Annotated in this window: 26 protein-coding genes and 1 pseudogene; 11 read left to right on the forward strand and 16 right to left on the reverse strand. The window is 69.9% G+C overall.

Annotation, left to right across the window (positions count from 1 at the left end):
- Positions 1-6: 6 nt before the first annotated feature.
- From HNR07_RS36220 to HNR07_RS27425, 3 genes and pseudogenes are all read right to left on the reverse strand, one after another.
- Positions 7-303 carry a beta-1,3-glucanase family protein gene (locus HNR07_RS36220; RefSeq protein WP_376769954.1) on the reverse strand — a complete coding sequence of 99 codons (297 nt, stop codon included), beginning with the start codon at positions 301-303 and terminating at the stop codon, positions 7-9.
- Positions 304-389: 86 nt separating this feature from the next.
- A pseudogene (locus HNR07_RS36225) lies at positions 390-676 on the reverse strand (beta-1,3-glucanase family protein); the annotation flags it as partial.
- A 133-nt stretch (positions 677-809) separates the two neighbouring features.
- On the reverse strand, positions 810-1853 hold the full coding sequence (locus tag HNR07_RS27425; RefSeq protein ID WP_184367949.1) for a methyltransferase: 1044 nt from the start codon (positions 1851-1853) through the stop codon (positions 810-812).
- A gap of 351 nt (positions 1854-2204) precedes the next feature.
- On the opposite strand from HNR07_RS27425, the gene HNR07_RS35235 reads away from it, so the two are divergent.
- Positions 2205-2918: a dienelactone hydrolase family protein gene (locus tag HNR07_RS35235; RefSeq protein ID WP_246420524.1), complete on the forward strand. Its 714-nt coding sequence runs from the start codon at positions 2205-2207 to the stop codon at positions 2916-2918.
- A gap of 66 nt (positions 2919-2984) precedes the next feature.
- On the opposite strand, the gene HNR07_RS27440 is transcribed toward HNR07_RS35235, so the two are convergent.
- The gene (locus tag HNR07_RS27440) at positions 2985-3203 is read right to left on the reverse strand and encodes a hypothetical protein (RefSeq protein WP_184367952.1); all 219 of its coding nucleotides are present in this window, start codon (positions 3201-3203) and stop codon (positions 2985-2987) included.
- A 234-nt stretch (positions 3204-3437) separates the two neighbouring features.
- Positions 3438-4670, reverse strand: a complete 1233-nt coding sequence (locus tag HNR07_RS27445) for an MFS transporter (protein ID WP_184367955.1) — start codon at positions 4668-4670, stop codon at positions 3438-3440.
- Positions 4671-4761: 91 nt separating this feature from the next.
- Between HNR07_RS27445 and HNR07_RS27450 the strand changes: the two genes are divergently transcribed.
- Complete coding sequence (locus HNR07_RS27450) at positions 4762-5124, forward strand: ArsR/SmtB family transcription factor (protein WP_184367958.1); 363 nt, start codon at positions 4762-4764, stop codon at positions 5122-5124.
- 99 nt (positions 5125-5223) lie between these two features.
- On the opposite strand, the gene HNR07_RS27455 is transcribed toward HNR07_RS27450, so the two are convergent.
- From HNR07_RS27455 to HNR07_RS27465, 3 genes are all read right to left on the reverse strand, one after another.
- Complete coding sequence (locus HNR07_RS27455) at positions 5224-6441, reverse strand: hypothetical protein (protein ID WP_246420525.1); 1218 nt, start codon at positions 6439-6441, stop codon at positions 5224-5226.
- Between the two features lie 22 nt (positions 6442-6463).
- Entirely contained in the window at positions 6464-7177 is a 714-nt protein-coding gene (locus tag HNR07_RS27460) for a hypothetical protein (RefSeq protein ID WP_184367960.1), read from the reverse strand.
- 69 nt (positions 7178-7246) lie between these two features.
- On the reverse strand, positions 7247-8011 hold the full coding sequence (locus HNR07_RS27465) for a hypothetical protein (RefSeq protein ID WP_184367964.1): 765 nt from the start codon (positions 8009-8011) through the stop codon (positions 7247-7249).
- Between the two features lie 407 nt (positions 8012-8418).
- Between HNR07_RS27465 and HNR07_RS27470 the strand changes: the two genes are divergently transcribed.
- The 3 genes from HNR07_RS27470 to HNR07_RS27480 all read left to right on the forward strand — a co-directional run bounded on the left by HNR07_RS27470 (position 8419) and on the right by HNR07_RS27480 (position 11827).
- Positions 8419-9714: a GAF domain-containing protein gene (locus tag HNR07_RS27470; protein WP_184367979.1), complete on the forward strand. Its 1296-nt coding sequence runs from the start codon at positions 8419-8421 to the stop codon at positions 9712-9714.
- 179 nt (positions 9715-9893) lie between these two features.
- Complete coding sequence (gene exaC, locus HNR07_RS27475; protein WP_184367981.1) at positions 9894-11417, forward strand: acetaldehyde dehydrogenase ExaC; 1524 nt, start codon at positions 9894-9896, stop codon at positions 11415-11417.
- The gene (locus tag HNR07_RS27480; protein ID WP_184367983.1) at positions 11417-11827 is read left to right on the forward strand and encodes a DUF779 domain-containing protein; all 411 of its coding nucleotides are present in this window, start codon (positions 11417-11419) and stop codon (positions 11825-11827) included. Before exaC ends, HNR07_RS27480 begins: the two co-directional genes overlap by 1 nt.
- Positions 11828-11903: 76 nt before the next feature.
- Here the strand turns inward: HNR07_RS27480 and mnhG are convergent, their stop codons facing one another.
- Genes mnhG through HNR07_RS27510 form a run of 6 tightly spaced genes read right to left on the reverse strand, consistent with a single transcriptional unit; the run spans position 11904 to position 18683 of the window.
- Positions 11904-12314, reverse strand: a complete 411-nt coding sequence (gene mnhG, locus HNR07_RS27485; protein WP_184367985.1) for a monovalent cation/H(+) antiporter subunit G — start codon at positions 12312-12314, stop codon at positions 11904-11906.
- Positions 12307-12630: a monovalent cation/H+ antiporter complex subunit F gene (locus tag HNR07_RS27490; RefSeq protein ID WP_184367987.1), complete on the reverse strand. Its 324-nt coding sequence runs from the start codon at positions 12628-12630 to the stop codon at positions 12307-12309. The genes mnhG and HNR07_RS27490 overlap by 8 nt, the downstream gene beginning before the upstream one ends.
- On the reverse strand, positions 12627-13238 hold the full coding sequence (locus tag HNR07_RS27495) for a Na+/H+ antiporter subunit E (protein ID WP_184367989.1): 612 nt from the start codon (positions 13236-13238) through the stop codon (positions 12627-12629). The genes HNR07_RS27490 and HNR07_RS27495 overlap by 4 nt, the downstream gene beginning before the upstream one ends.
- Positions 13235-14896, reverse strand: a complete 1662-nt coding sequence (locus tag HNR07_RS27500; protein ID WP_184367991.1) for a Na+/H+ antiporter subunit D — start codon at positions 14894-14896, stop codon at positions 13235-13237. The genes HNR07_RS27495 and HNR07_RS27500 overlap by 4 nt, the downstream gene beginning before the upstream one ends.
- 2 nt (positions 14897-14898) lie before the next feature.
- Positions 14899-15729, reverse strand: a complete 831-nt coding sequence (locus HNR07_RS27505) for a Na(+)/H(+) antiporter subunit C (RefSeq protein WP_184367993.1) — start codon at positions 15727-15729, stop codon at positions 14899-14901.
- The gene (locus HNR07_RS27510) at positions 15726-18683 is read right to left on the reverse strand and encodes a Na+/H+ antiporter subunit A (RefSeq protein ID WP_184372770.1); all 2958 of its coding nucleotides are present in this window, start codon (positions 18681-18683) and stop codon (positions 15726-15728) included. The genes HNR07_RS27505 and HNR07_RS27510 overlap by 4 nt, the downstream gene beginning before the upstream one ends.
- Before the next feature lie 247 nt (positions 18684-18930).
- On the opposite strand from HNR07_RS27510, the gene HNR07_RS35730 reads away from it, so the two are divergent.
- From HNR07_RS35730 to HNR07_RS27525, 3 genes are all read left to right on the forward strand, one after another.
- Positions 18931-19446 carry a MarR family winged helix-turn-helix transcriptional regulator gene (locus HNR07_RS35730; RefSeq protein WP_184367995.1) on the forward strand — a complete coding sequence of 172 codons (516 nt, stop codon included), beginning with the start codon at positions 18931-18933 and terminating at the stop codon, positions 19444-19446.
- A 182-nt stretch (positions 19447-19628) separates the two neighbouring features.
- Positions 19629-20306 (forward strand): ClpP family protease, encoded by a 678-nt coding sequence (locus tag HNR07_RS27520; protein WP_221318956.1) that lies wholly within the window; start codon positions 19629-19631, stop codon positions 20304-20306.
- Positions 20303-20914: an ATP-dependent Clp protease proteolytic subunit gene (locus HNR07_RS27525; protein WP_184367997.1), complete on the forward strand. Its 612-nt coding sequence runs from the start codon at positions 20303-20305 to the stop codon at positions 20912-20914. Before HNR07_RS27520 ends, HNR07_RS27525 begins: the two co-directional genes overlap by 4 nt.
- 139 nt (positions 20915-21053) lie before the next feature.
- On the opposite strand, the gene HNR07_RS27530 is transcribed toward HNR07_RS27525, so the two are convergent.
- Complete coding sequence (locus tag HNR07_RS27530; RefSeq protein WP_184368000.1) at positions 21054-21479, reverse strand: helix-turn-helix domain-containing protein; 426 nt, start codon at positions 21477-21479, stop codon at positions 21054-21056.
- Between the two features lie 351 nt (positions 21480-21830).
- Here HNR07_RS27530 and HNR07_RS27535 point away from each other — a divergent pair, with 351 nt between their 5' ends.
- Together HNR07_RS27535 and HNR07_RS27540 are read left to right on the forward strand one after the other, a co-directional pair.
- Positions 21831-22859 carry a hypothetical protein gene (locus HNR07_RS27535; RefSeq protein ID WP_221318957.1) on the forward strand — a complete coding sequence of 343 codons (1029 nt, stop codon included), beginning with the start codon at positions 21831-21833 and terminating at the stop codon, positions 22857-22859.
- A 231-nt stretch (positions 22860-23090) separates the two neighbouring features.
- Positions 23091-23351 (forward strand): GlsB/YeaQ/YmgE family stress response membrane protein, encoded by a 261-nt coding sequence (locus HNR07_RS27540; RefSeq protein ID WP_184368005.1) that lies wholly within the window; start codon positions 23091-23093, stop codon positions 23349-23351.
- A gap of 37 nt (positions 23352-23388) precedes the next feature.
- On the opposite strand, the gene HNR07_RS27545 is transcribed toward HNR07_RS27540, so the two are convergent.
- Positions 23389-24324, reverse strand: a complete 936-nt coding sequence (locus HNR07_RS27545) for a Gfo/Idh/MocA family protein (protein ID WP_184368007.1) — start codon at positions 24322-24324, stop codon at positions 23389-23391.
- Between the two features lie 592 nt (positions 24325-24916).
- Between HNR07_RS27545 and HNR07_RS27550 the strand changes: the two genes are divergently transcribed.
- Positions 24917-26107 (forward strand): hypothetical protein, encoded by a 1191-nt coding sequence (locus HNR07_RS27550; RefSeq protein ID WP_184368010.1) that lies wholly within the window; start codon positions 24917-24919, stop codon positions 26105-26107.
- Positions 26108-26173 lie beyond the last annotated feature (66 nt).

Raw genomic sequence — 26173 nt, forward strand, 5'->3', positions numbered from 1 at the left:
GGGGATTCAGAAGGGCGTCAGGGTGATCTCCAGGCCCGAGGGGCCGTGGTCCTGGATGTAGGACGCGAAGTCCTCGACGTCGTCGAAGGCGAATCCGTACGCCTTGCCGTCCTCGGTGTGGTCGTGGAAGACCCCGGCGTAGCGGTTGGCGATGTCGGCCAGGTAGAACTCGGCCGGGTCATCGGTGGGCTGCTGGGCGGTGTCCAGCAGGGTGGAGCGGTTGAGCGCCGCGCCGGCGATCGCCGCGACCGGCCCGGTGATCCCGTCGTTGGGCGCGTCCAGGGCGCCGTCGCAGAAGAACACGTCGCGGGTGCTAGGCCGGGGGATGGGGACACCCCGCCGTCGAACAGCAGCTGGTCGCCCTCCACCCGGCCGGTGAAGGTCCCGGCGTTGGTGGTGACGCTCAGGTCGGTGCCCGCGTAGTGCGACCACACCTGGTCCACGTAGGGGTCGTAGTAGTCGGTGGGGAAGATCCCGGAGTCGAGGGCGTGGCCCGGGGCGATGATTCGGTGGTCGTCGAAGACCAGCACGGAGAAGTCCGGGTCGGGGCGAGCGTCTCGAAGATCGCGTCGTGGCCGCCGGGCAGGAGGAAGCCGGTGCTCTGGTCGTCGTCCCCGGTGAGCCGGATGCCGATCGGCACGCTGAACTGGTCCACCATCGAGGTGTTGCAGAACATGCCGTCCTCGTTGTGGGTGAAGAGGTGCGCCCCATGGAGCCAGTCGGGAGGTGTCCGCGTCAACAGGGGGAGGCCGGTGGGGTCGGGTGTTGGCCGCGTTACCCGTGGTGACAGAAGTGTAGTGTGATACAAGTCACATTGGATGGCCGACGGTGAACTCCAGGAGCCTGATTCCGTGTGATTCGTGGTCTCCCGCGAGACTCAGTCCCGATTCCGCCGCCAGGGCAGTCAGTGCCTCGCCGTCGCGCTCCCGACCGTTGAAGTACGCGAGCATCCGCACGTCGAGCTCGGACATCTCGGCGCCGCCGCCGTACTCGGCGACCAGGACGGTCCCGGTCGGCCCGGCCGCCTCGGCGCAGCGGCGCAGGATCGTGCGGGCCGAGGCGTCGTCCCAGTCGTGCAGTACCCAGCACAGCAGGTAGGCGTCACCACCCTCGGGCAGCGGGTCGAAGAAACTGCCCTCCACCGCCCCGGCGCGGTCGGTCAGGGTGGCCCGGCGGAAGGTCTCGCGGGCGGCCGCGACGGGGCCGGCCAGGTCGACCACGGTCCCGCGCGGCCGGGAGAAGCGCTCCAACAGGGTGCGCAGGAGCGTGCCGTCCCCGCCGCCCACGTCCACCACGTGCTCCAGCGCCTGCCACTCGTACATCCCGGCCAGGGTGCGCGCCTGTGCCGCCATCCGGGCGCCCATGATGTCGTCGAAGGAGGCGGACAGGTCCGGGTCCGCGGACAGGTCGTCCCAGAACGTGGACCCGCCGAAGTGCAGCCCGTAGGCGGGCTCCCCGGTGCGCAGCGCCTCGGTCAGCTCGGACAGACAGAGGTCGGCGCGCCCGTGCGCGCTGTCGGCCGCGAACCAGCCGATCCGCGAGTAGGGGTGGTCCGAACGCAGTGCGGCACCGGTCTCGGTGAGCGAGAAGCGGTCGTTCGCGACGACGAACAGGCCCTCGCCCACCAGGTGCCGCAGTACCCGGGCCAGGGCCTCGGGGCGTGCGCCCACCGCCTCGCCCAGCTCCTGAGCGGTGCGCGGCCCCTCCGTCAGGTGGTCGGCGACTCGCAGCGTGGCCACCGCCCGGATCGCCATCGGGGTGACCAGGCTGGCCTTGGCCCACACCCGTACCGCGGCTTCCCGCTGCCCTTCGCCGTCCCGGTGTTCCCCACGTTCTTCAGCCACTCCACCCATCGAGCGTGCTCCAGTCCTCGGGTCGGCCTACCTTCTCCGCAAGGAGGTTACCCAGGTGGGCGTGGCCCGAGTCGGCGGCGAACGCACCGGGCAGCCCGGCTGACCCTTCGAGGACGCGCGACCGCTGGTCGGTTCATGGCGGTGTGTGCTGATGTGTACCGAGAGGACTTGGCAGGTGAAGGGACCCGCTTCGGGGAGATTCGTCCAACCCCCTTCCCAACGGCGGCAGGATGTCTAGAGTCAGCGGAAGCACTGACCCGGGGGCGGGATGATCAGGAGACAGCCATGCCGGAGATCGACCTCAGCGAGCTGACACAGGGCGGTGACGGTTCGCCCAACCTGCGCGCCTAATTGGCCCGGCCCGAAGGCAACGGACCGTGGCCCGGGGCGGTGGTGGCGCACGAGGCCTTCGGGGTCGACGAACAGATGCGCCTGCACGCCGACAGGATGGCCCGGGCCGGGTACCTCACCGTGGTCCCGGACCTCTACAGCGACGGCGGCATGCTGCGCTGTGTTCGAAGGGACGCGGGAGCCGTGGGCCCGGTATGTCGGAGACGGCCAGTAGCCTCTGGCGCCATGGGCATTCAGATCGACGCAGGGACGGGTTACCCGAACAACAACGAGATGGAGAGGGCGCTCGAACTGGTCGAGGAGGTCGGCGAGCCCGTCACTGTCACGTTCACGCGGGAGGGGCGTGCGGAGGAAGGGCGTGCGAGGGCTGAGCGCGCCGTGCTGGTGCCCGCGGCCACGCTGGCGCGCTGGGAACACTGGGCACGCTCCGCCTACCCGGCGCGCGAGGCCGGGGACGAGAACCGGGCTGAACCGGAGACGCCCGAACTGGCCCACCCGGCGAAAGTCGGCGCGTTCACGTTCTTCCGCCGATGTGCGGGAGGGCGCACGGCGATCGCTCGCAAGGGAGCGGTGGTCGCCGAGCTCCTGGACTCCGACGAGGCCCACTGGCTCCAAGTGCGGGCCCGACGCGTCCGCGAAGGCTTCATGGACCCCAAACAGAAGGTGGCCTTCGAGGAGTTCCTCGCCCGGCAGCCCCCCGTCGGTAGGCAGTGACGCACCGGATCGCCCTCGGATCCCCGGCCGTCCCGGTCGAGGCCAGCCGGTCTGGCGACGGCCCGGTCATCTTGGGCGGGGAACCCCGGGGGCCCGGCTCGGGAGGGTGATCGATGACGGGTGGTCGGCGTCGTGCAGCACCTCGAAGCCGACCGCCCGCATCTGGGCGGTGAGCTGGTCACCGGTCCCGGTGTTGCGGGCGAACCTCGGGTGGAAGCCACCCGCCACCAGCACCCGGACCCGGTTGCGTGCGCGGAACACGTGCCCCGCAGGCCACAACTCCACCTCCGCCACCCGCACACCGTCCGCGGATTCCGGGTCGGTCTTCGGTCTGAGGCGGCCACGGTCCGGTAGCCGCCGACGGAGGCGGGATCGCGGGGCCACAGGGGCTGGAAGATCGGGCGGGGAGGTGCAGGAGAGGTCACGAGCGCTCCCGAGGAGCTGGTGGCTGACATGCGGGGCGACGGTCGCGCCCCGAGCTCAGCCACTAGGACCCCGGCGGCACCGCTCCGGTTCCGGTCACCCGGTGGTCTTTCCCCGGCTGCGCACCGGGGTGCCGCGGGGCTCCCGCCAGAGCAGTACCGCGCCCCCGGCCGCGCCTGCCGCGAGTAGTGCGAACACCCCGAGGGTGGTGGCCTGGCCGAGTGCGGGCCCCAGCCACCCGGCGAGCGGGTAGGTGAGCAGAAAGCAGGCGTGGGAGAGGGCGAACTGCGCGGCGAACAGCTTCGGCAGGTCCCGGGACTCTCCGGAACGGCGCAGGAGGCGGCCGGTCGGGGTGAGGATCCGGGAGGTCCCCGTGCCCAGGACGAACCAGCAGGCCAGAAGCCCCCACCAGGCGACCGGGGCGGGCGCAGTGGAGAGCACGAGCGCGGCCGCTCCGAGCCCGGCGGCCAGGACGAACCCCGCGGGCAGCATCACCGGGCGGTCGCCGACCCGGTCCAGCGTCTTCGGGAGGAGGAGGGCCACCAGCATCGAACCGGCGCCGAAGCTGCCCAGCGCCAGCGCCACCTCCGGCTGCCCCAGGCCGAGGTCGGCGCGGACCAGGACCACCGTGTTCACGAGGACGACCGCGGTGGCCGCGGCGACGGCGAGGTTCATCGCGAGCAGGGCCCGCAGCCTGGGGATTCGCAGGAAGGGGCCGAAACCGAGGAAGGGCGCCGAGCGCTCACCGCGGCTGCTGGAGGAAACCGGGAGGGCCACCGACAGCACCAGTAGGGCGGCGCCGAGGAAACCGGCGGCCGTCCCGAGGAAAAGGGCCTGGTAACCGACCACGGTCAGCAGGACCGCCGCGAGGAGCGGGCTGGCCAGGCTCTCCAGGTCGTAAGCCAGCCGGGACAGCGACAGCGCGCGGGTGTAGTCGCGCTCGTCCGGCAGGACGTCGGGGATCGTCGCCTGGAAGGTGGGGGTGAAGGCGGCCGAGGCGGCCTGGAGCAGGAGGATCAGCAGGTAGACGTGCCAGACCTCGCTGACCAGCGGCAGGCACAGCGCGCAGACCGCGCGGACGGTGTTGGCGGTGGCGAGGAAGACGCGCCGGGGCAGCCGGGCCGAGACCGCGCCCACCAGGGGTGACACCGTCACGTAGGCCGCCATCTTGATGGTCAGGGCGGTGCCCAGGACGGTTCCGGCGTCCGCTCCGGCGAGGTCGTAGGCGAGCAGGCCGAGAGCCACGGTGGCCAGGCCGGTACCGAGCAGGGCGATGGCCTGTGCGGCGAACAGGCGCCGGTAGGTGCGGTTGGCGAGCACGTGGAGCACGGGGGTCCCCTCGGGAGGCGGCGGATACGTGCATCATATGTGCGCACTTACGCACATGTCTAATGCTGGGAAGCCGCCGTAGGCTGGGCCCATGTCACCGAGTGAGCCGTCCCCCGAGCCGAGCCTGTTCCACCCGGAGCCGCCCGGACCCGAAAGGCTCGCCGTGGCGGCCGACGTCTTCCGGCTGCTCGCCGACCCGACCCGGCTGCACCTGCTGTGGACCCTGGCCAACGTGGGCGAGGCCGACGTCGGCCGGCTCACCGAGTCCGCGGGCGCCTCGCGGACCGCCGTCTCCCAGCACCTGGCCAAACTGCGCCTGTCCGGGCTGGTCGAGTACCGCCGGGACTCGCGCCACTCCATCTACCGCATGGCCGACGGCCACCTGCGCCGCCTGGTGCTGGAGGCGCTCAACCACGCCGACCACGTCGTCACCGGCGAGCCCCCGCACGACTAGCGCGCCTCGGCAGGACCGCGCGGTGGAGAGCCAGAACGGTGCCGCCTCCCAGTCGGGGAGGCGGCACCGGCGTGTGTTCGGGGTCCGGGAGCAGGGGGATCAGGTCGGGTGGTGCCGGGAGGCGTTCTGGCCCTGGCCCTGGGCCCGGGTCTGGTACATCCGGGCCTGGTGCTCACGGATCAGCCGCGCGCGGTGGTTGCCGCGCTTGACCCCCACCGTGATCACAACGGTCAGCGACAGGATGAACCCCACGAAGCAGGACAGCATCATCAACCCGACCGAGGCCAGCATCGCGTCGTCGTAGGCGACGGCGACGTCGGTGTCCGCGATAGCGAACTCCAGGGTGCTCGGGCCGGAGCAGTCCAGCGTGTAGGTGCCGGGGGAGGTGACCACCGCGGACTCGACCAGCCGCCACTCGCCGTGGCTGTAACCGACCGGTCTCTCGGTGAACCCGGCGTACGAGGCTCCGGACAGGTCGCAGGTGAAGCTGTTCTCGTCGTCGAGTCCTCCGGTCGAGTACAGGCCCAACGAGCCCACCTGGTCCTCGCTCACCTGGAAGGTGACGCTCCCGGTGCCCTCGATGACCCCGGAGGCGAACTCGGGGGAGGCCTCGGCGGCGCTGCTGCCGAACGTCCAGAAGCCGGTCGTGCCCAGGAGGAACGAGAGCGGGAAGATGAGCGCGCCGACCACCATCCACCGGCGCCGGGGACGGACGTCCTTCGCGGGGATCCTGACCGGCGGCATGCGCGCGACGAGTGGCTGCTGCGGGGCGTAGCCCGGCTGGGCGGCGGGGATGTACTGCCCGGGGTAGGGCATCGGGATGCCTTCCGGGGACACGGGGACGCCACTGGCGGCCATGCGCGCACGCTGGGTCTGCTCCGCGCGGCGGCGGGAGATCCCGGCGGATCGGATGACCAGTACGACCACGCAGCCGATCAGGGAGACGAAGAAGGTCAGGATCGGGGTCACGATGCCGCTGACGATCAGCGCGGGGGAGGCTCCGGGGTTGTCGCTGAGCAACAGGATGCTGATCAGCAGGTTGACCGGGAAGATCGTGCCGAACACCCAGTACCAGAGCCGGGCGGGCTTCACCTCGGGGAGGGAGGCCTCGGCGCTCGGTGCGGCGGGGGCTGAGGGAGCCCCGGCGGAAGTGGTGTCGGCAGTGGCGGTCGGGCGCTGCGGCGGCGGGTACTGCGCGGGCGGCTGGGGCGGAGCGCCCTGCGGGGCCCTGGGCAGCCGGAACTCCGGGGGCGGGGAAAGGGGAGAGGGTTGCTGCTGGGCCTCACCGGGCGGTGGGCCTTCCTGTGGGGTGGTCATACGGGGTCCTGGAACTTTCGGATCAGTGCTGGCGAGGGTGCTGTTGGGGAGGCTGTGGTTGGGAGGGGCACTGCTGGGGAGACGCCGCGTGCGGGGCGGGAACCTGAGCAGCGGGGGTCAGCTTGCGGGCGGACCGCCGGCGAAGTGCCGTGACCACCCCGACCACGGTCGCCGCGATCAGGGAGAGCGGAGTGCCGATGAGGACGACCGGCAGACCGGCTGATTCCTGTGCTTGTACTGCGTGCAGCGGACCCGCACTGCCCAGAGCGAACTCGACGTCACTTCCCGCTGGCGCATCACTGAGGATTCCACAGCGGACGTAGTAGTCCCCTGGTGCGGGAGTCTCCAGTACTCCGATGAGCTCCCAGTCACCGTAGGGGCCCTTTTCGCTCTCCCTCGGGATGGAGGGGTAGCGGCCTTCGACGGTGTTCATCAGCCCCGACCGGCAGTCACGGAAGTCGTGGAAGTCATGGCCGGTGCTGATGTAGACAGCCCAACGATCCTCCTCACCATCGGCGACGTCGAATTCGACCGCCTCACCCCATCCCATCTCGTCGACGACCTCGGGGGACGTCCTGATCGGCTGATGGACCAGAAGAAGGGCCAGGCCAAAGATCAGAGCGGAGATGAGGACGAGTGCACCGGACCACCAGTAGCCGCGTTTGCCTGTGGTCTTGGCGGGGGCTTTGGCGGCGGGCACGGGGGACGCGCCCGGATGCTCAGGGGAATTGGTCATGCACGCAGTGTCGCAGAATCGTGTGACAGGTGAGGAAAAGGGTGAATGTGGGCTTTGCGACTGTTCTGATCAACCCCGGTGGGCCTGTTCCCACTCCTTGAGAAGGTGCTCGTGGGCGATCCGTTTGCGGTGTGCGGCGCGCCGGACCAGCACCACGGTGACCAGGGTGGGCGGGGCGATGAAGAAGAGCAGGAGGCCGAGCAGAGCGCCCAGCCAGTTACCCACCAGGGTCCCGGCGATGGGTGAGATCAGGGGGGCCAGTACGAGGGACAGCACCGCGACGGCGTACCAGAAGCGTCTGGGCCGCAGGTTCCGCGGATCCAGGGGTGGTGCGGTGCGGGGCTGGAACCACACCGCGTAGGTCGGAGCTCCGGGGTAGGGCGCGATGTGCATCAGGGTGGGCGGTGGCGGGAGGAGGAGCCTGCGACGGCGCTCGGAGCCGTCCCGCATCAGGTAGATCACCATCGGCCAGACCAACGTGGGCAGGAGCGAGATGAAGGGCGCCAGCAGCCACGGGCTGGAGAACGGTGCGCCGCCGACCTGGACGGCCAGCGTTGTGATCAGCACGCCCACCGGGAGGAACAGGGCGGTGACCCAGTACCAGTTCCGGTGCGGGCGGATCGGCGGCAGGCCGGGCGGGGGTGTCGCCTGTTGAGGGGGTGCGGGGTGGGCCGTCGCGACGTGCGGGGGCACGGGCGGAGCGAACCCCGGGGCCTGGTGTCCGGGGTTGGGCCGCCCGGGGCCGTACCGCTCGGGGCTGTACTGCTCAAGGTGCTGCTGCCCGGAACCCTGAGGTGGGTCCTGCGGGGCAGGGTGCTGCCGGGGGGTGGACATAGGGGGACTGGCGCCTTCCGGGTGGGGACGGAGGGAAAGTGTCCGTACACGAAGTGTCGCAGAATCCCGGTGCATAACGGGTGCCGGGTGCCGATGGCACCGGCCCCGCCCACTTCACCCGCCCTCCCCCAGCGCCACCCGTCCCACGGGTCCCAGCCGCCCTACCGGCCCTGACCGTCCCATGGGTCCCACCTGGCTCACCGAACATCCCACCGGCACCACAGGCACACCGGGCCGCCTGGTCCGTTCCCAGGTGACGCGTTGGGGTACATACACGGCGTGGCCGGGGCAACTTGTCAGTAGTTCTGGCCGAACCCCTTGTCAAGACCCTCCCGCGCGGATTGACTCGGTGGCCCGAGGCGGATCTCCGCCCGGGGCCTGCGCCGTCGCGACGAAGGGACGCACCGATGTCCAGGGCATGGAACGCGTGGTCATGGGACACCGACCCCGACGCCCTACGCCGGGACGTGGCCGTCGCGCACGAACGCTTCACCGACTCCGGGCGGCTCAGCGCACGGGTCCGGTCGGTGGTGGGTGAGTCCTGGCGCCGCAGCGCCATGCACGGGGTGGACCCCGACCGCACCCTGCCCCGGCTCGAACTCACCGGCCCGGACCTGGACACCCAGCGCGGCGCGCACCCGCTCGCCGTGGCCATGCCCCTCCTGCGCCGCCTCCTCCTGGACAGCGCGCCCGGACCACAGATCATGGCGGTCGGCGACGTCTCCGGCCGCCTGCTGTGGGTGGAGGGCGACCACAAGCTGCTCAGCAGCGCCGAGTCCATGCACTTCGTCGAGGGCGCCAACTGGCACGAGCGTTCGGCCGGGACCAACGCCCCCGGGGTGGCCCTGGCCGTCGACCACGCGGTGCAGGTCTTCGCCAGTGAGCACTTCAGCCGGGGCGTCCAGCGCTGGAGCTGTTCGGCGGTCCCGCTGCACGATCCCGACACCGGAGCGCTGATCGGCGTCCTCGACCTCACCGGCGAGGACCTCCTGGCCTCCCCGCAGGCCCTGGCCCTGGTCCGGGCGGCCGCCACCGCGGCCGAGATGGAGATCCGGGCCCAGCGCATCAGCGGTCTGCTGCCTTCGCCCCGGACCGGTGTGGGAGTCGCCGACTTCGCGGAACCCGTTCCGGGACCGGCCTGCCTGCGCGTCCTCGGCCGCGATCAGGGGCTGCTCGAAGCGGACGGGCGCTCGGTGGAGCTCAGCGGCCGTCACTCCGAAATCCTCCTGCTACTGGCCCGCCACCCGCGCGGCCTCACCGGGGAGGCCCTCGGAGCCCTGCTGCACGAGCACGACGCCTCCCCGGTCACCATCCGCGCCGAGATGTCCCGGCTGCGCCGCCTGGTGGGCTCGGAGCTGCTCGCCTCCCGCCCCTACCGGTTGTGCCGCCCGCTCGCCACCGACATCGACGAGGTCCGCCGCCACCTGGCCGAGGGCTCCTACCGACAGGCGGTCAACGTCTACGAGGGGCCGGTGCTGCCCCGCTCCGAGGCGCCCGGGGTGGTCGAGACCAGGGACGAACTCCAGGCGGAGGTGTGCGAGGTGCTCGCGGCCAAGGCCGACCCCCGGGTGCTGCTGGCCTGGTCGGAGCATCCCGAATGGCGGGAGGACCCCCGGGTCCTGACCGCGGCCCTGCGCTCTCTCGACTCCAGCTCGCCCCGGCACGCCGCCCTGCGCGGCCGACTCCGCTGGCTGGGTGGCTGAGCCCTCCCCGCGACGCCTCCCCGCGACGCCTTCTCGCAACAGCTCCTCGGAGCGCCTCCTCGCAACGGCCGCAACGTGGTCGCAACCTGGGTGTAACTAGCGTCACACCCAACTGTTCCTCGAGGCGCCGGTCAGGCGTCCCGGTGCACCTGTGCAGCTACACAAGGAGGCAGACCACCATGGCGATCTATGCTCCCCCCGGTGAGTCCGGAAGCGTCGTCCAGTACGCGTCGCGCTACGAGAACTGGATCGGCGGCGAGTGGGTCAAACCGGTCAAGGGACGTTACTTCGAGAACCCCACCCCCGTCACCGGGCGCACCTTCACCGAGGTCGCTCAGAGCGGTTCCGAGGACGTCGAGCTCGCCCTCGACGCCGCGCACGGTGCCGCCCCCGAATGGGGCCGCACCTCCGCCGCCGAGCGGGCCGTCATCCTGAACAAGATCGCGGACCGGATGGAGGAGAACCTCGAGAAGCTCGCCGTCGCCGAGTCCTGGGAGAACGGCAAGCCGGTCCGCGAGTGTCTGGCCGCGGACATTCCGCTGGCCATCGACCACTTCCGCTACTTCGCCGGAGCCATTCGGGCCCAGGAGGGCCACAGCTCCCAGATCGACGGCGACACCGTCGCCTACCACTTCCAGGAGCCGCTGGGCGTGGTCGGCCAGATCATCCCGTGGAACTTCCCGATCCTCATGGCGGTCTGGAAGCTGGCTCCGGCCCTGGCCGCGGGCAACGCCGTCGTCCTCAAGCCCGCCGAGCAGACCCCGACGTCGATCCTGGTCCTCATCGACCTGATCGGCGACCTGCTCCCGCCCGGCGTGGTCAACATCGTCAACGGGTTCGGGGTCGAGGCGGGCAAGCCGCTGGCCTCCAGCGCGCGGGTGCGCAAGGTCGCCTTCACCGGCGAGACCACCACCGGCCGCCTGATCATGCAGTACGCCTCCGAGAACCTCATCCCGGTCACCCTGGAGCTGGGCGGCAAGAGCCCGAACATCTTCTTCGCCGACGTCGCCGCCGAGCAGGACGCCTTCTACGACAAGTCGTTGGAGGGCTTCACGATGTTCGCGCTCAACCAGGGCGAGGTGTGCACCTGCCCCTCGCGCGCCCTGGTGCAGAACTCGATCTACGACGGCTTCATGAGCGACGCCCTGGAGCGGGTCGGGCAGATCGCGCAGGGCAACCCGCTGGACACCGAGACCATGATCGGTGCCCAGGCCAGCAACGACCAGCTGGAGAAGATCCTCTCCTACATCGACATCGGCCGTAAGGAGGGCGCCAAGGTGCTCACCGGCGGCGGCCGGGCCGAGATGGAGGGCGACCTCGCGGGCGGCTACTACGTCGCTCCGACGGTCTTCGAGGGCCAGAACACCATGCGGATCTTCCAGGAGGAGATCTTCGGCCCCGTGGTGTCGGTGGCGCGCTTCGACGACTACGCGGACGCCATCAAGACCGCCAACGACACCCTGTACGGGCTCGGAGCGGGCGTGTGGTCGCGCGACGGCAACACCGCCTACCGGGCGGGACGCGACATCCAGGCCGGGCGCGTGTGGGTGAACAACTACCACTCCTACCCCGCGCACGCGGCGTTCGGCGGGTACAAGCAGTCCGGGATCGGGCGCGAGAACCACAAGATGATGCTCGACCACTACCAGCAGACCAAGAACCTGCTGGTCAGCTACTCGGATCAGGCGCTGGGGTTCTTCTGATGGACGGCCACGGTTCGGACGGATCGCACGGCGGCGAGGCGACGGCGGAGCGGGTCGCGCTCACGGAGAAGGCGGCGGCCCTGATCAGGGAGCTCACCGTCGACCACGGCCCGCTGATGTTCCACCAGTCCGGCGGCTGCTGCGACGGCAGCTCACCGATGTGCTACCCGTTGGGCGAGTTCCGGACCGGGGCCGCCGACGTGCACCTGGGCGACCTGGACGCGGGACTCCCCGAACCGGTGCCGGTGTGGATGTCGCGCTCGCAGTTCGAGCTGTGGAGCCACACCCACCTGACCATCGACGTCGTCCCGGGACGGGGGTCGGGCTTCTCCGTGGAGGCCCCGACCGGCAACCGCTTCCTGATCAGGTCACGGCTGATGACCGACGAGGAGGCGGAGCGCTTGGAGTGACCGACCCGCTGGAGGAGGGGAAGGCCGGGGCCGGGAGGCGTGTCGCCTCCCGGCCCCGGCTACGTGTTCCAGACGGCTACGAGCCGCCTTCACCGCTCCTCCCGGCCGCTTCGGCGCGGCGGGTGGCCTCCAGGCGCTCCTCCAGTTCGTCGGTGACCACCAGGTCGTGGCGGATCCGCCCGGTCCGGTAACCCACGCGGGCCGCGATGTGGCCGGCCACGGGAACGGTGATGACCTGGAAGAGCCCGACCAGGATCAGCGTGCCGAAGTCGAACACCCCGGTCTCCTCCACCGGCATGATGCGCAGACCGATACCGAGCAGTACCAGCAGCATGCCCAGCACCTGCGGCTTGGCCGCCGTGTGCATACGCGAGAGCAGGTCGGGGAAGCGGATCAGGCCCACCGCGGCGACGAACGACAGCATCGCACCCGCCAGGATGCACAGGATCGCGACCCAGTCCAGCACGACGACGAGCTGCTCATGCATGGTCTTCTCCCTGTTCCGTGGTGGCCGGGTGAATGGTCTCCTCGGGCCTGGCGTGCTCCTCGGGGCGTCGGGCGACGAACTTCGAGATGCTGATCGAACCCACGAACCCCAGCAGTGAAAGGACCAGGAGGGTGGGCAGGATGGTGGGGTCGCGGTTGAAGGCCGCGTAGGCACCCAGCCCGGTCAGTGCCGAGGCCAGCAGGACGTCGACGGACAGAGCCCGGTCCAGGATGCTCGGTCCCAGCAGGAGGCGGGCGGTACCGAGTAGCGAGGCCACACCCAGCAGGACGGCGATGACGGTCCACAGCGCGCTCACGCGTTCTCCTCTCCGGCCGGGGTCGCGGCCTCCAGGTCGGCGATGTTCTCACGGGTGCCCAGAGCCCGGACGATCCGTTCCTCCAGGGTGAGGATGATCTGCTTGGCGTTGCGCACCTCGGCCTCGCTCTCAGCGCCCAGGACGTGCACGTAAAGGGTGTGCTCGGGCTGCGCCACCTCGACGATCACACTGCCGGGGATCACCGATGTGGTGATCGCGGTGCACACCAGCATCAGGTCCGAGTCCGTGCGCAGCCGGACGGCCACCACCGAGCTGCGTACCGGCGGACCGGGGCGGAACACCTGGAGTGTGACCTGGGAACTGGCGACCGCCATCTTCCACAGGACGTGGAAGAAGAGGCGGACGCACTGCACCGGCCAGAAGCGGAACCCCGGGGAGATCGGCGGCATCGGGAACACCATCATGATCACCGCGGACACCAGGAAGCCCAGAACCGCGATCCCCAGGGACTCCGGCCGGGGCTCGAACCCCTTGAAGAGCAGCATCCACACCACGGTCATCCCCAGGGCGACCGGGATCTGTACCTTGCCGAGGCGGCGCCGGACCGCGTTGAGCCCCCGCGCCTTCCTGGTCCTCAGGTCGTTCATCGGGAGCCTCCCAGGACCGCTTCGATGTAGGGCCACTGCGCTTGGAGTTCCACGGCCGCCTCGGAGGAGTAACCGATGAGGGGGCCGGCGAACACGGTCATGGCGAGCCCGAACCCGACGAGCGCGATCGTGGCACCGACCATGCTCTTGGGCAGCACCACGGATGTCACGACGGGGGCGATCACCGTCGTGGTGTCACTCAGCCTGGAGGACGGGCCCACGGCCTCCTCCGAGGGGCCCAGTGCCGCGGTCGAGGTGTCGTCCGCCTCGGAGTCGTCCAGCACGGTTCCGGGTTCGGCCACCATGCCCTCGGCCGGGGTGCGCCAGAACGCGTAGCTCCATACCCGGGCGATGACGTAGAGCGTCAGCAGGCTGGTCATGACCGACGCGCCGACCAGCGTGTAGGCGAGCGGAGTGCCCACCTCCACACCGGCCTGCAGCAGACCGATCTTGCCGAGGAAACCGGACAGCGGTGGAATGCCGCCCAGGTTCATCGCGGGGATGAAGAAGAGGATCGCGAGCAGGGGAGCGATCTTGGCCAGTCCACCCAGCCGGTCCAGGGAGGTGGACCCGCCCCGGCGTTCGATCAGACCGGTGACGAGGAACAGCGTGGTCTGAACCGTGATGTGGTGGGCGATGTAGAACACCGCTCCCGCCATGCCCTGCTCGGTGCCCAACGCCACGCCGAACACCATGTAACCGATGTGGCTGACCAGTGTGAACGACAGCAGACGTTTGATGTCTGTCTGCGCCACGGCGCCCAGGATGCCCATCACCATGGTCGCCAGGGCCACCCACATCAGCACGTTGTTGAGCTGGGTTCCCGGAAAGAGGAGGGTCTGGGTGCGGATGATCGCGTACACGCCGACCTTGGTCAGCAACCCGGCGAACACCGCGGTGACCGGTGCGGGCGCGGTCGGGTAGGAGTCCGGTAGCCAGGCGGCCAGCGGGAACACCGCGGCCTTGATACCGAACGCGAGCAGCAGGATCACCTGCAGGACCAGGGCCAGGTCCGGTGAGATTCCGGGGAGGCGCTCGCCCAGCTGGGCCATGTTGATCGTGCCCGTGGCACCGAAGACCAGGGCGATGGCGATCAGGAACAGCACCGAGGAGACCAGCGAGACCACCACGTAGATGGCGCCCGCCCGCATCCGCGACTGGGTTCCGCCGAGGGTCAGCAGTACGTAGCTCGCGGTCAGCAGGATCTCGAAGCCCACGTACAGGTTGAAGAGGTCACCGGCCAGGAAGGCGTTCGAGACGCCGGCCACCAGGATCAGATAGGTGGGCTGGTAGACCGACAGCGGTGCGACCTCGGCCTTGCCCGCCATCCCCTGGCCGATCGAGTAGACCAGAACGGCGAGCGTGATCGCGGCCGAGACCGTCACCATCAGCGCGGACAGCCGGTCGGCCACCAGGTTGATGCCGACGGGGGCCTGCCAACCGCCCACGTGCACGACCTGGGGTCCGAACATGTCGGCGCCCACCATCAGCGCGGCACCGATCACCAGCACCAGGGCCAGGGATATCACGCTCAGCCACTGCTGGACCCGAGGCCAGCGGATGCCCATGGCGAGTTTGACCCCGGCCGCGAAGAGCGGCAGCACCACCGGCAGGGGGATGAGGTAGTGGAGGATGCCGTTGAAGTAGTCCCATCCCATGGTCAGTCGTTCCCTTGCAGTTCGCTGTCCTCTGCGCGTGCCAGGCGCTCCCGCTCCGCCCGCATGGTCTGGCGGGCCTTCCGCCTCTGGGAGCGGATACGGCGGCGGAGTTCACGCCACAGCTCGCGTTCGGCGGCGCGGTCGGCCCTGCGGTGCTCGCGCAGTCGCTTACGGCCCAGCCGGATGCGCCCTCTCAGCTCTGTGACCTGGTTGACCATGCTCTGCTGGCGGTCGGTCAGCTGGCGTACGGTCTCCTCGGACTGTTCGTCGGACCGGCCGTCCTCGGCAGCGACCTCGAATCTGGCCAGTTCGGCCTGGGCCGCCGCGATCTCGGCCTTGATACGGGCCTGTTCGGCCAGTTCCTGGGCGTCTGCGGCGGCGATGGTGGCCTGGAGCTCGGCCCGCTGACGGCGGATGTCCGCCCTCAGCCTGCGGCGTTCCTTGAGGAAGCGCTGTCGCACCGCGCGGCGGCCCTCGCCCTGGGCGATGCGCAGGTCCTCGGCGTCGTCCTGGACCTCGTCGTTGCCCTCCAGCTGCCAGCTCCGGTAGGCGAGCGCCAGAAGGAACGCCGTGATGCCCAGGGTGATGACGATCGCGGTCAGGACCATGAACTGCGGCAGGGGATCGGACATCTCGTCCGCGTCGTTGAACCACAGGATCGGGGGCCCGCCGGGCTGCCCGGCCATGGCCATGATCATCAGGTTGACGCCGTTGCTCATCACGATGAACCCCAGCAGCACGCGGGTCAGGCTGCGCTCCAGCAGCAGCACCACACCGACGGCGACCAGCACTCCGATGACGATGACGAGGGTCAGACTTGGTGAATCGTTCACGAGGTGACCTCCTCGGCGTGTGCTCGAGCCTCGACCCTGGATGTCTCGTCCGCATGTGCCGCGTCCCGCTCGATCTGTTCGTCGATACGGGCGCCCAGGCTGCGCAGGATGTCCAGGATCAGTCCGATCACCAGCAGGTACACGCCGATGTCGAAGATCAGGGCGACTGTCAGGTGCGCCTCGCCGAGGAAACCGAAGTTGACGTAGGTGTCTCCGCCGGCGAGGACGTCGCCGCCGAAGACCGCCCCTCCCAGCGCTGTGCCGGTGGCCAGGGCCAGGCCGGCGCCGATCAGGGCGCCCGGCTGGACCCACGCGGTGGCGTACAGCTCGAACCTTCCGCCCGCGAGGTAGCGGACGATGAAGGCCAGGCCAGCCACGATGCCGCCCGCGAAACCGCCGCCGACGTCGGTGTGCCCGGTCAGCAGCAGGTACACCGAGAGGATCATGATCACCGGGAAGAGGAAGCGTGAGACGACCTCGAAGATGATCGACCGGCGCTCGGTCGGGAGGCTGTCGGCGCCTGGCAGCCATGTGCGGTTCCACAGCGGTTTGACGTGCATGTTCCGCGGCGCGATCCGCAGGTCGCCCAGATCCACCGCGCCATGCCCCTTGACGGGCTCCGGTGGCTTGGTGACCGACAGGGCCATGACACCGCCGGGGGCCTTGCGGGGCTGGGCCCGGCGGCGGACGAACATCAGGCTGGCCACACCGGCGGCAGCGGCGGCCAGGACCGAGATCTCCCCCATGGTGTCCCAGGCACGGACGTCGACCAACAGCACGGAGATGATGTTGTAGCCGCCCACCTCTCTGGTGACCGCCTCGTACCCTTCCGAGATCGACGGTTCCTGGCGGCCAGCCAGGGCGAACCAGGTCAACATGGCCATCACCACACCGGTGCCCGCTCCGATGGCCATGTTCCAGATTCGGCGGCCCTTGAGCGCGGGGGCCGAGAAGTTCGCCGGGAAGCGGCGCAGTACCAGAACGAAGACCACCAGGCTCACGGTCTCGACGAGGAACTGGGTGAGCGCCAGGTCCGGTGCACCCAGCAAATAGAACAGGGCGGCCACGCCGTACCCCCCGATACCGACGAGGATGACCGCGAACAGTCGGCGTCGTACGAACAGGATCAGCAGGCAGGTGATCACGATGATCAGGGCCGGGATGATCTGCACCGGGGTGTCCCAGAGGCGGAGATCGGGCTTGGGCCCGGCCCAGATCCGACCGGTGACCATCGGGATGCCGGTGGCCACGACCAGGACGACCAGGATGGTTCCGAGGTAGACGGGCAGCGAACCGCGCTGGGTGCTACCGGTGACCTGCAGCGCCAGGTTCTCCAGCCCGGCGAGCATCCGCCGGTAGTTGCGCTCGGGGTTGACGAAGGCCAACCGGGTGCCCAGCCAGGCCACACCGTTGCGGAAGTAGAAGAGCACCAGGCCGCCGACCACGCAGATCGCGGACAGCAGGAGCGGTAGCTCCCAGCCGTGCCACAGCGCGAGGTGGGTCGTGTACTGCTCATAGGGTCCCGGCGGGACCGTGTCGGCGTAGACCGCCAGGAACGGGTCCGCCGTGCTGGAGGCCGCACCGCCGACCAGGCTCAACCCCGCCAGGACGGCCGCGGGCGCCAGGAACAGCGCCCCGGGGGCGTGCACCGGGGTGGGCCGCACACCCTCCTTCTCGAGGAAGGCACCCCAGAGGAAGCGGAGGCTGTAGGCGACCGTGAGGGTCGAGCCCGCCACCAGTCCGACCAGGGCCAGGGTGTCGAGAGCGCCGCCGTGGGTGTAGGCGCCGAGGGCGAGTTCCTTGGCGGCGAAGCCCGCGGTGGGGGGAAGGCCGGCCATGGAGGCCAGTGCCACGACCGTGATCCAGAAGGTGGCGGGCATGGAGGTGCGCAGGCCGGACAGCTCGCGCAGGTCCCGGGTGCCGGTGCTGTGGTCGATGACGCCGACCACGAGGAACAGTGTGGCCTTGAACAGCGAGTGCGCGACCAGCATGGCGATACCGGCGAGGGCGGCGGCCCGGGTTCCGGTGCCCAGCAGCGCGATCAGGAAACCGAGCTGGCTGATGGTGCCGTAGGCCAGGACGAGCTTGAGGTCGTACTGGCGCAGTGCCTTCCAGCCGCCGAAGATCATGGTGATCACACCGAAGAACAGAGCCATGCTCTGCCAGACGACGACGTCACCGAAGGCGGGGGTGAGGCGGGCGACCAGGTAGACACCGGCCTTGACCATCGCCGCGGCGTGCAGGTAACCGGAGACCGGCGTGGGAGCCTGCATGGCCGCGGGCAGCCAGAGGCTGAAGGGGAACAGCGCCGACTTGGACATCGCGCCGATCATGATCAGCACCAGTGCGGCGGTGACCACGGGACCGGACGCGGGCGGGTCGGCGACGATCTCGGAGATCACGTACGTCCCGGCGGTCTCGCCGAGCATGATCATGCCGACCAGCATCGCCAGGCCGCCGAAGGTGGTGACGGTCAGGGCCGTCATCGCTGCCCGGCGGCTCTCCTTCTTCTCGGCCTTGTGGCCGACGAGGAGGTAGGAGAAGACCGTGGTCAGCTCCCAGTAGATGAAGAGCTGGATGAGGTCGTCGGCCAGCACGAGGCCGAGCATGGCCCCGGCGAAGGCGACGAACACACCGGCGAAAAGCCCGAGACCGGGCTCTGAGTCGTCGAAGTAACGCGCGCAGTAGATCAGGATCAGCGTGCCCACGCCGGCGGCGATGAGCGTCATGGTCAGGCCGAGGGCGTCCATGTGGAGGCCGAGCCGGAGTGAGAACTGGGGTGCCCACTCGACGGATTCGGCCAGCGTGCCGCCGTTGAGGACGGCGGGCAGCTGGAAGAGGGCCCACACGGTGGCCAGGCCAGGAACGATCGCGAGCGCGTAGAAGCCGTTACGGCCCCAGAGGCGCACCAGTAACGGCGCGACCGCAGCTGTGATGAAATGCGCGACCAGCACTGTTGTCAATGCGCCCCTCCCGGACCGGTCCGGGCCCGCCCGGGTGTTCGGACGGACGTCCACCGCCCCCGCAGCAGACAAAGCCGCCCACAGTCAGATCAGTGGGCGGGTGTCGCTGCCGTTGTGAGGGGGCATGGATCTCTTTGAATTTGCGTGCGCAAGCTATTTAATGGCTAGGCTATGCAAACGTCAAACCACCACGCGAGTCAAGGACCCGCGTCACAGCCCAGCCTGCGAGGACCGTTTCGTGCCCGACGAGACCCCTGAGCCCTGTCCTGACCAGCCGGAAGCATCTTCTGATCAGCGGGGGCCAACCGAGCCCGACGCGGAGGAGCTCGAAGAGTTCCAGCGTGTGTGGACCGAACTCATCAATGCGGCGCTGCACGCCCGCTCCCGGGGAGGGCACGGGCATCACGGCACTGAGGAACTCACCCTGACACAGTCGCTGCTGATGGAAGCGGTACGCGGCATGGACAGTCCGAGTGTCGGTGCGGTTGCTCACATCGTCGGTGTGTCATCGCCCTCGGCCACCCGGATGATCCAACAGCTCGAACGCAAGGGAATGATGGCCCGGCGCCGCTCCGAACGTGACGAACGCAGCACCGTCGTCACCATCACGGAGGAGGGCGAGCGGGTCCTGGCCGAGCGCCGCAAGTACATGGAGCGAAAACAGCGCCAGGTCTTCGACGCGATACGTCCGTCCCTGCGTCCGGTCGTTCTCGATGTGCTGCGTGAGCTGCGGGAAGCGATCAACGAGACCTGAGTGACCCCAAGGACCCGATCGGCCTGCCGACCCGGTCTTCGTTCGACCGGGCCGGTCTGCCCGCGGCAGATCTGCCCCGGGCCGAAAAGGTGGAGGCCGCGGCGCTTCCCGGCGCAGTCTGGGAGCACCGGCGGGAGCGGACGAGGGGTCCGTTCCGGAAGACGCCGGGCCGAGGAGTGCTCATGCCGATCCACCGACAACCGATCCACCACCAGCTCGTCGCGGAGCACGCGCCGAGCGGAACCTTCGACGACCAGCTCGCCGCGCGGCTCCTGCGCAGCCGCATCGTGCTGCTGGGGACCCAGGTCGACGAGGACAGCGCCAACCGGGTGTGCGCCCAGATCCTGTTGCTGGCCGATGAGGACCCGCACAAGGACATCACGCTGGCGATCAACAGCCCCGGCGGTGTGGTCTCCGCCGGACTCGCCATCTACGACACGATGAACTTCGTCCCCAACGACGTGTCCACCCTGGTCATGGGGTTCGCCGCGAGCATGGGACAGTTCCTGGCCTGCACCGGGACCGCCGGAAAGCGGTACAGCCTGCCGCACGCGCGGATCATGATGCACCAGCCGTCGGGCGGACTGGGCGGGACCGCCGCCGACATCGCCATCCAGGCCGAGAACCTGGCCCACACGAAGCGGACGATGATCCGGCTGATCGCCCGGCACAGCGGCCAGAGCGAGGAGACCATCGCCAAGGACCAGCACCGGGACGCCTGGTTCACCGCGCAGGAGGCGCGGGACTACGGGTTCATCGACCACGTGGTCGCGTCGGTCGGGCAGATGGCGGGCGGCGTTCGGCTGGGCGGGAACTCGCCCGGGTTCGTTCGGCAGGGGAAGTCGGGAGGTGCCCGATGAGCGGGCGTTACACGGTTCCGATGGTGGTCGAGCGGACCCCGAACGGAGAGCGTTCGTTCGACGTGTTCAGCCGGCTGCTGTCCGAGCGGATCATCTTCCTGGGCACCCCGATCGACGACGACGTCGCCAACGTGGTCATGGCGCAGATGCTGCACCTGGACTACGAGAGCCCGGACATGGACATCCAGCTCTACATCAACTCGCCGGGCGGCTCGAACACCGCGCTGACCGCCATCTACGACACGATGCGCTTCGTGCGCGCGGACGTGGCCACGGTCTGCATGGGGCAGGCGGCCTCGGCGGCGGCGGTGCTGCTCGCGGCGGGAACAGCGGGCAAGAGGGCGGCGCTGGAGCACGCCCGGGTGCTGCTGCACCAGCCCTCGACGGAGGGGCGGGGCGAGGCCGCCGACCTGGAGATCCAGGCGGCGGAGATCCTGCGGATCCGGTCCCAGGTGGAGGAGATCCTGTCCCGGCACACCGGGCAGACCCAGGAGCGGCTGCGGGCCGACACCGACCGGGACAAGATCTTCACGGCGCCGCAGGCGAAGGAGTACGGCCTGGTGGACGGGATCATCACGACCCGGGAGGTCGGCCGGGCGGTCGCCTGAGGAGAGTTGAAGCGCAGGAGAGGGCCGCGGCCCCGGGCGGTGGAGCTCGGGGCCGCCGGCACGCGCGGCTGGGACGGGCCGGACGCGATGCCGTCCAGGTGGGGGATGCGGGTGCAGGCGTGGGCGGGTTCGGGGGGAGTCAGGCGGCCAGGGACATGACCCGGGCCTGATGGGCCTGGGCGACCAGAGGCGCGCTGACAGGGGACAGGTGGGCCTGGCGTTGGCCGACCACCTCGAAGCGGGCCAGATGGGTGCGCCGGTAGAGCTCGCCGAGGACGTCGACGATGCTCAGGCCCAGGGAGCGGTAGACCGCAGCGAGGACCTCGGAGGAGGCCTCCTTGCGGCCGCGCTCGATCTCGGAGAGGTAGGGGAGGGAGACCTGGGCGTCCTCGGCCACCTCGCGCAGGGTCCGGCCCTGCTCTGTGCGGGTGCGGCGCAGCAGGTCGCCGATGAGGTCGCGCATCAGGGGCTCGTCCGGGCGCTCGTGGGTGCGCTCCGGGACCTGCCCGTGGGAGCGGTCGCCTCTGCGCGCCTCGTCCAGCGCGTGTAGGACGTTTTCGGGCATCGGTGCCTCCCCTGTTGGCCGTGTCCCGGCTTTTCGACCCTACGCCGCGTGAATGCCGTAAGGGGAGGGATATCGGTGGCCTTATGCGGACGGCAGAACCCGGTGGCGGGGGAATCGGGGGAACGAGACAGGTGTGGTTCGCCCGACCCGATGAGGTCTCGTCCGCGGTCAACACACTGGCCGACCCGGCTGAATCGTCCATCGCGTCCCCCGAGCGGTGTCGGAGCGCTGCCGACCCCGGTCTGTCGGCGCCGCGGTACCGGGCCTGAGTTCGAACGCCGGGCCGGGGCGCGCTCCGACCGGAGAACCAATCCGCCGAACTGGACGTCAGCCACAGGTATGACCGAAACGATGCCGGATCTTTCCGACGACCACCACGAACTGATCCGCGACCTGTCAGGGATCGTGTGCGACTACCCGTACGGGGATCCGGAACCGCTCCTCACCACCCTTGCCGAGGACGCGGCGCGGACGCTCCACCGGAGCGGCACCCCGCAGGGCCGCCGGGAGCTGACCGGCTACACGCTCCTGCTCCATGCCACCTGCTGGTACGTCGCCGCCCGCATCTTCAGCCAATCTCTGTTCGCCTCCTACTCCAGGGCCCTGGACGGGGTCCGTGCCACGCTGTCCCCGGCCTCGTGCACCTGCCCGGACGGTACCCATCCCGCTGCCCCGGGCCCGGAGGAGGGGGTCGTACTCGGGGTTTACATGCTCACTGAGACCGGCCGGGCCGCATACGCCGAGGACTACGAGTTCGAGGGCGCGGAACTGGCGGCCTTCGACTGCGAGGCGTTCCTCACCGGCCTCGCGGAACAGGCCGCGAACCGCATACGTGAGGCGCGCCAGGAGATCTTCGGCCACGTCGACCTCTCCCACCTCGACGCGCGGTTCGCCCGGGGCGACGGTGCTCTCGACATCGTCGCCATGCAGGAGGCGATACGTCGTACCTGGCTGAACAACACCGGCCCGGTGGCTCTGTGGTCCGCCCGCCGTTGGCTGTCCGGACAGGTACGCGAGGAGGACCGGATCGGCCTGTTCCTGTGCATGTGGATGGGTATCGCCCAGACGTACGAAGGGCTGCCCCCGTCGTATGCCCGCACCTTGGCGGAGGCCCTGGCCACCATCGACCTGGACGCCTCCTGTGAGCATCCGCGGCACCCCTGGTCCACCGCCGACGCCAACGTCGGAAGTAGGTATCGCGCGGTGGTCCACCTGTACGCCCCGGACAGCCAGCCGGAGACCCCCGTGCCCGCCGAACTCTCCGACCGCGAGCTGTGGGAATGCCCGGTCCAGTACGCCGAGTTGGCGCGGCGTGCGCTGGAGGACCTCCGGGGCTGGCGCACCATGCGCGGCGGGGACGATGAGGACTGGGCGGTGTGAGCGGTCCGCACGCACGGGCGTGCGCCGGGGCACGAAGGGCTTTCCCCCGATAGGGCGGAGGAAGTGCCTGCCCTCATGCCGCACGGGTTAATGCCGACAAAAAGGGACGTATGGGTAGTAGCAGGTGCTCATGCGCATGAAGATTCCACTCGGGGGCAAAAGTTTCTCCGTGTGCCGTGTTCGCGACCTGCGGAGCGGGAAGAGGGGGAAGGTATCTACCTGGGAGGTCCTGTGGAGATCACTGGAATCATCAGCGCGCTCATCGTCGGTCTGATCATCGGTGCGCTCGGTCGTCTCGTCGTACCCGGAAAGCAGCACCTGCCGATCTGGCTGACCCTGCTCCTGGGCATCGTGGCCGCTTTGCTGGGCGGCTGGATCGCGAGCTTCTTCACCGGGGTCTGGTTGTTCGTACTGATCATCCAAGTCCTGGTAGCCGCCGCCATCGTCTACCTGGCCGACGGCATGTACTCCAAGAACGCCAGCGCCGCCTGACCGCAGGCCTGGCGGTCTGACCGCCCGCGTCACCAGCTCAAGCCGAGGCCACCGGATCCGAACCGGCGGCCTCGGCCACGCGTACCGTCCGGCCGGAGCGCACTGAGGCCTGCGCCGCCGTCAGGACGGCCACGACCTCGCGGCCGAACCGCACGTCGCAGGGGTCGCCTGGGCCGGTGCGGACCTGCTCCGACAGGCGGTCGACGGCTGACCCGAAGGCCTCCACCGCGCTGCGGTCACCGCCCGGGACCGACCGCCAGCCGTGTTCGCCGTACAGGTCCACGGAGAAGGCCCCCGCCTCCGGGGCCGCGTCCAGGGTCACCGAGAGCGAACCCACGGCCCCGTCCCGGTGCCGGGTGAGCACGTGCACGCTGTCCCGGGGGCCGGCCACCGCCGTGACCTCCTCGACCGGACCCAGGACGGGCAGCACCACCGAGAGCACGTGCGGTCCCACGTCCCACAGCCCGCCCTTCTCGCGGCGCCAGGGCGAGGCCCCGTACGGGTTGCCCGGCTGGAAGATGGAGGCGAACAGGGTCGCCCGTACCCCGTGCCAGCCGCCGTCGGCGACCGCCTGGCGTAGGAAGTCGTTCACTCCGTCGGAGAAACGGCTGGTGAAGAAGACCACCGAGGCCAGCCCGCGTGCCTCGGTCTCGGTGACGAGGGCGTCGGCCGTCGCGGTGTCCAGGGCGATCGGCTTGTCCAGCAGCAGGTGCTTCCCGGCCCGGGCCGCGCGCAGGGCCAGTTCGCCCTGGACGTGCGGGGGCAGCGCGATCGCGACGGCGTCGACGTCGGCCAGGAGCGCGTCCACGTCATCGTAGGGGCGTGTGTCCAGCTTGTCCGCCAGCTCCGCGGCCTTGGCGGGGTCGCGTCCCCACACCCCGGCCAGCGTCGCCTCCGGGTGTGCGGCCAGTGCGGCCCCCTGGGTCTCGGTCGCCCAGAAACCCGTGCCCAACAGCCCGAACCGCAGTCCCATGGATGGACCTTCCCGTCTCAGTGGTGCTTCTCCTGGGTGATTCTCTCCCCAGGCAACCCTGGCCCATGGAAGCGCTCCCATCAAGGGTTTCCGTGTATCGGACCCGTAGCGCGGACCTCCTTCCTCGGCCCGATCAGCCCCGGGCACGGCGATCCCGTGCTCGCTCCGGCCACCGCGGACGCCGTGAAGCAGGCCCTGTGGCAGCGCCGAACCGTGTGCCCGAGCGCACCCGAACCGGTCTGCGGAAGAAGGCCGGAACTCGACCGGTCATACCCGGGAACAGGGACGACCGTCCGTCGGGCGTGGCCAGGTCCGGACGCGCGGCCCAGCACCGGATTCGACGACTTCGCTGGTGGAGCGGGCTTTCTTCCGTGGGGCGATGAGTTCGCGCCTTCGAGCGCGTCGAAAAACTCCTGGTCATTTGTTCCGGGCTCCCGCATGATGGGCCACCTGAGGGACCGCTCGGGGTGTTGGAGCGCACGGAGTTCTCCGCTCGGCTCGGGCCGGTTGCCGCCCCCTCAGCGAGGGGTGCCGAGGCGGGTGTTCTGCCGTGCCATGCACATGCGCGCTTCCCGTGGGAGGGGACGAGACGGTGAGACCTGACCCGACTGACCTGGACCCGATGGACCGCGAGACAGCCGCCGAGTATCTGTGCCGGCGCTTGCCCTCGGAGTGGTTCGAGACCGACGCCGCCCACAAGACCGCCCGCCTGGCCACCCTCTGCCCGGCAGGCGCCGAACGGGCTGTTCCGGCCGTACAGGAGCTCTCCGAAGAGGAGCGCGATGCGGTTCTGTTCCGGTTCGTCCACTACGTGTGCGAGGGTGCGATCCGTGCCGCCGCTTTCATCGCCTCCGACCGGACTCTGGCCCGACCGGACGAGAACACGGACCTGAGCCTGCCCGACTTCGGGTCGGGCGACGAGGCCAGGGACTGGATGCGGGCCAACGCCGGGTTCCTGGGTGGCTGTGTGGCCTGGGCGCGGAGCCGCGGTATGCACGATGCGGTCTGCCGCACGGTGGAGGCCGCCGAAGCCTACATGCGGGAGAACGGTCAGTACGACGCGCTCCTCGGACTGTTGAGGTCGGGACTGGACTCGTCCCGGGCCCTGGGGGACACGGTGTGGCAGGCCCGGATGCGCAACCTGCTGGGCCTGGCACTCCTCACGGACGTGAGAACGAGGGGTGCGAGAGCGCTCGACGAGGCTGACGGGGAATTCGCCGCGTCCTACGCGTTGGCCATTGCCGACGGCGACGACCGGGGCCGTGCGGCCGCCCTTGAGGGCAGGGGCCTGATCGCTTTGGCTGACGACCGCCACGACGACGCCCTGGCCCTGTTCACGAGGGTCCGACCGTTGAGGGAGGCCGCGGGGTGCCCGCGCGGTCTGGCGGGCCTGGATCTGCTGGTCGGTCGGACCCTGATCAACATGGGGCGCTTCAACCACGCTCTCGAACACCTGGACGCGGCTCTGGAGTTCTTCTCGGCTCCGGACGACGGGAGCTCCGTGGACGAGGTCGACATAGCCAAGGTGCGGCAGGAGCGGGGACGTGCGCTGGTCGCCAAGCGCAGGTGGTCCGAGGCCCAGCGGGAACTGGACCTGGCCCTGATGGGGTTCGCGGCCAGAGGGCTCGTCCACGAGTCGGCCCGGGTGCGCGAGATGTTGGCCGGACACGCCCAGCTGACCGGTGCGCAGGACTGGAAGACCCACCTGGTGGAGGCGGAGCGGCTGTACCGGGAGAACGGCAACGAGGCTGAGGCCAGGAGGCTCCGCACCTACCTGGAGTAGCCCTGGTGCGCGTCGGCCATGGTCGGCGTGTACTCGGCCCCGGCCCGCACGCGCAGACCGGACTCG

Origin of the sequence: Nocardiopsis metallicus (assembly GCF_014201115.1) — a bacterium.
Taxonomy (GTDB): domain Bacteria; phylum Actinomycetota; class Actinomycetes; order Streptosporangiales; family Streptosporangiaceae; genus Nocardiopsis; species Nocardiopsis metallicus.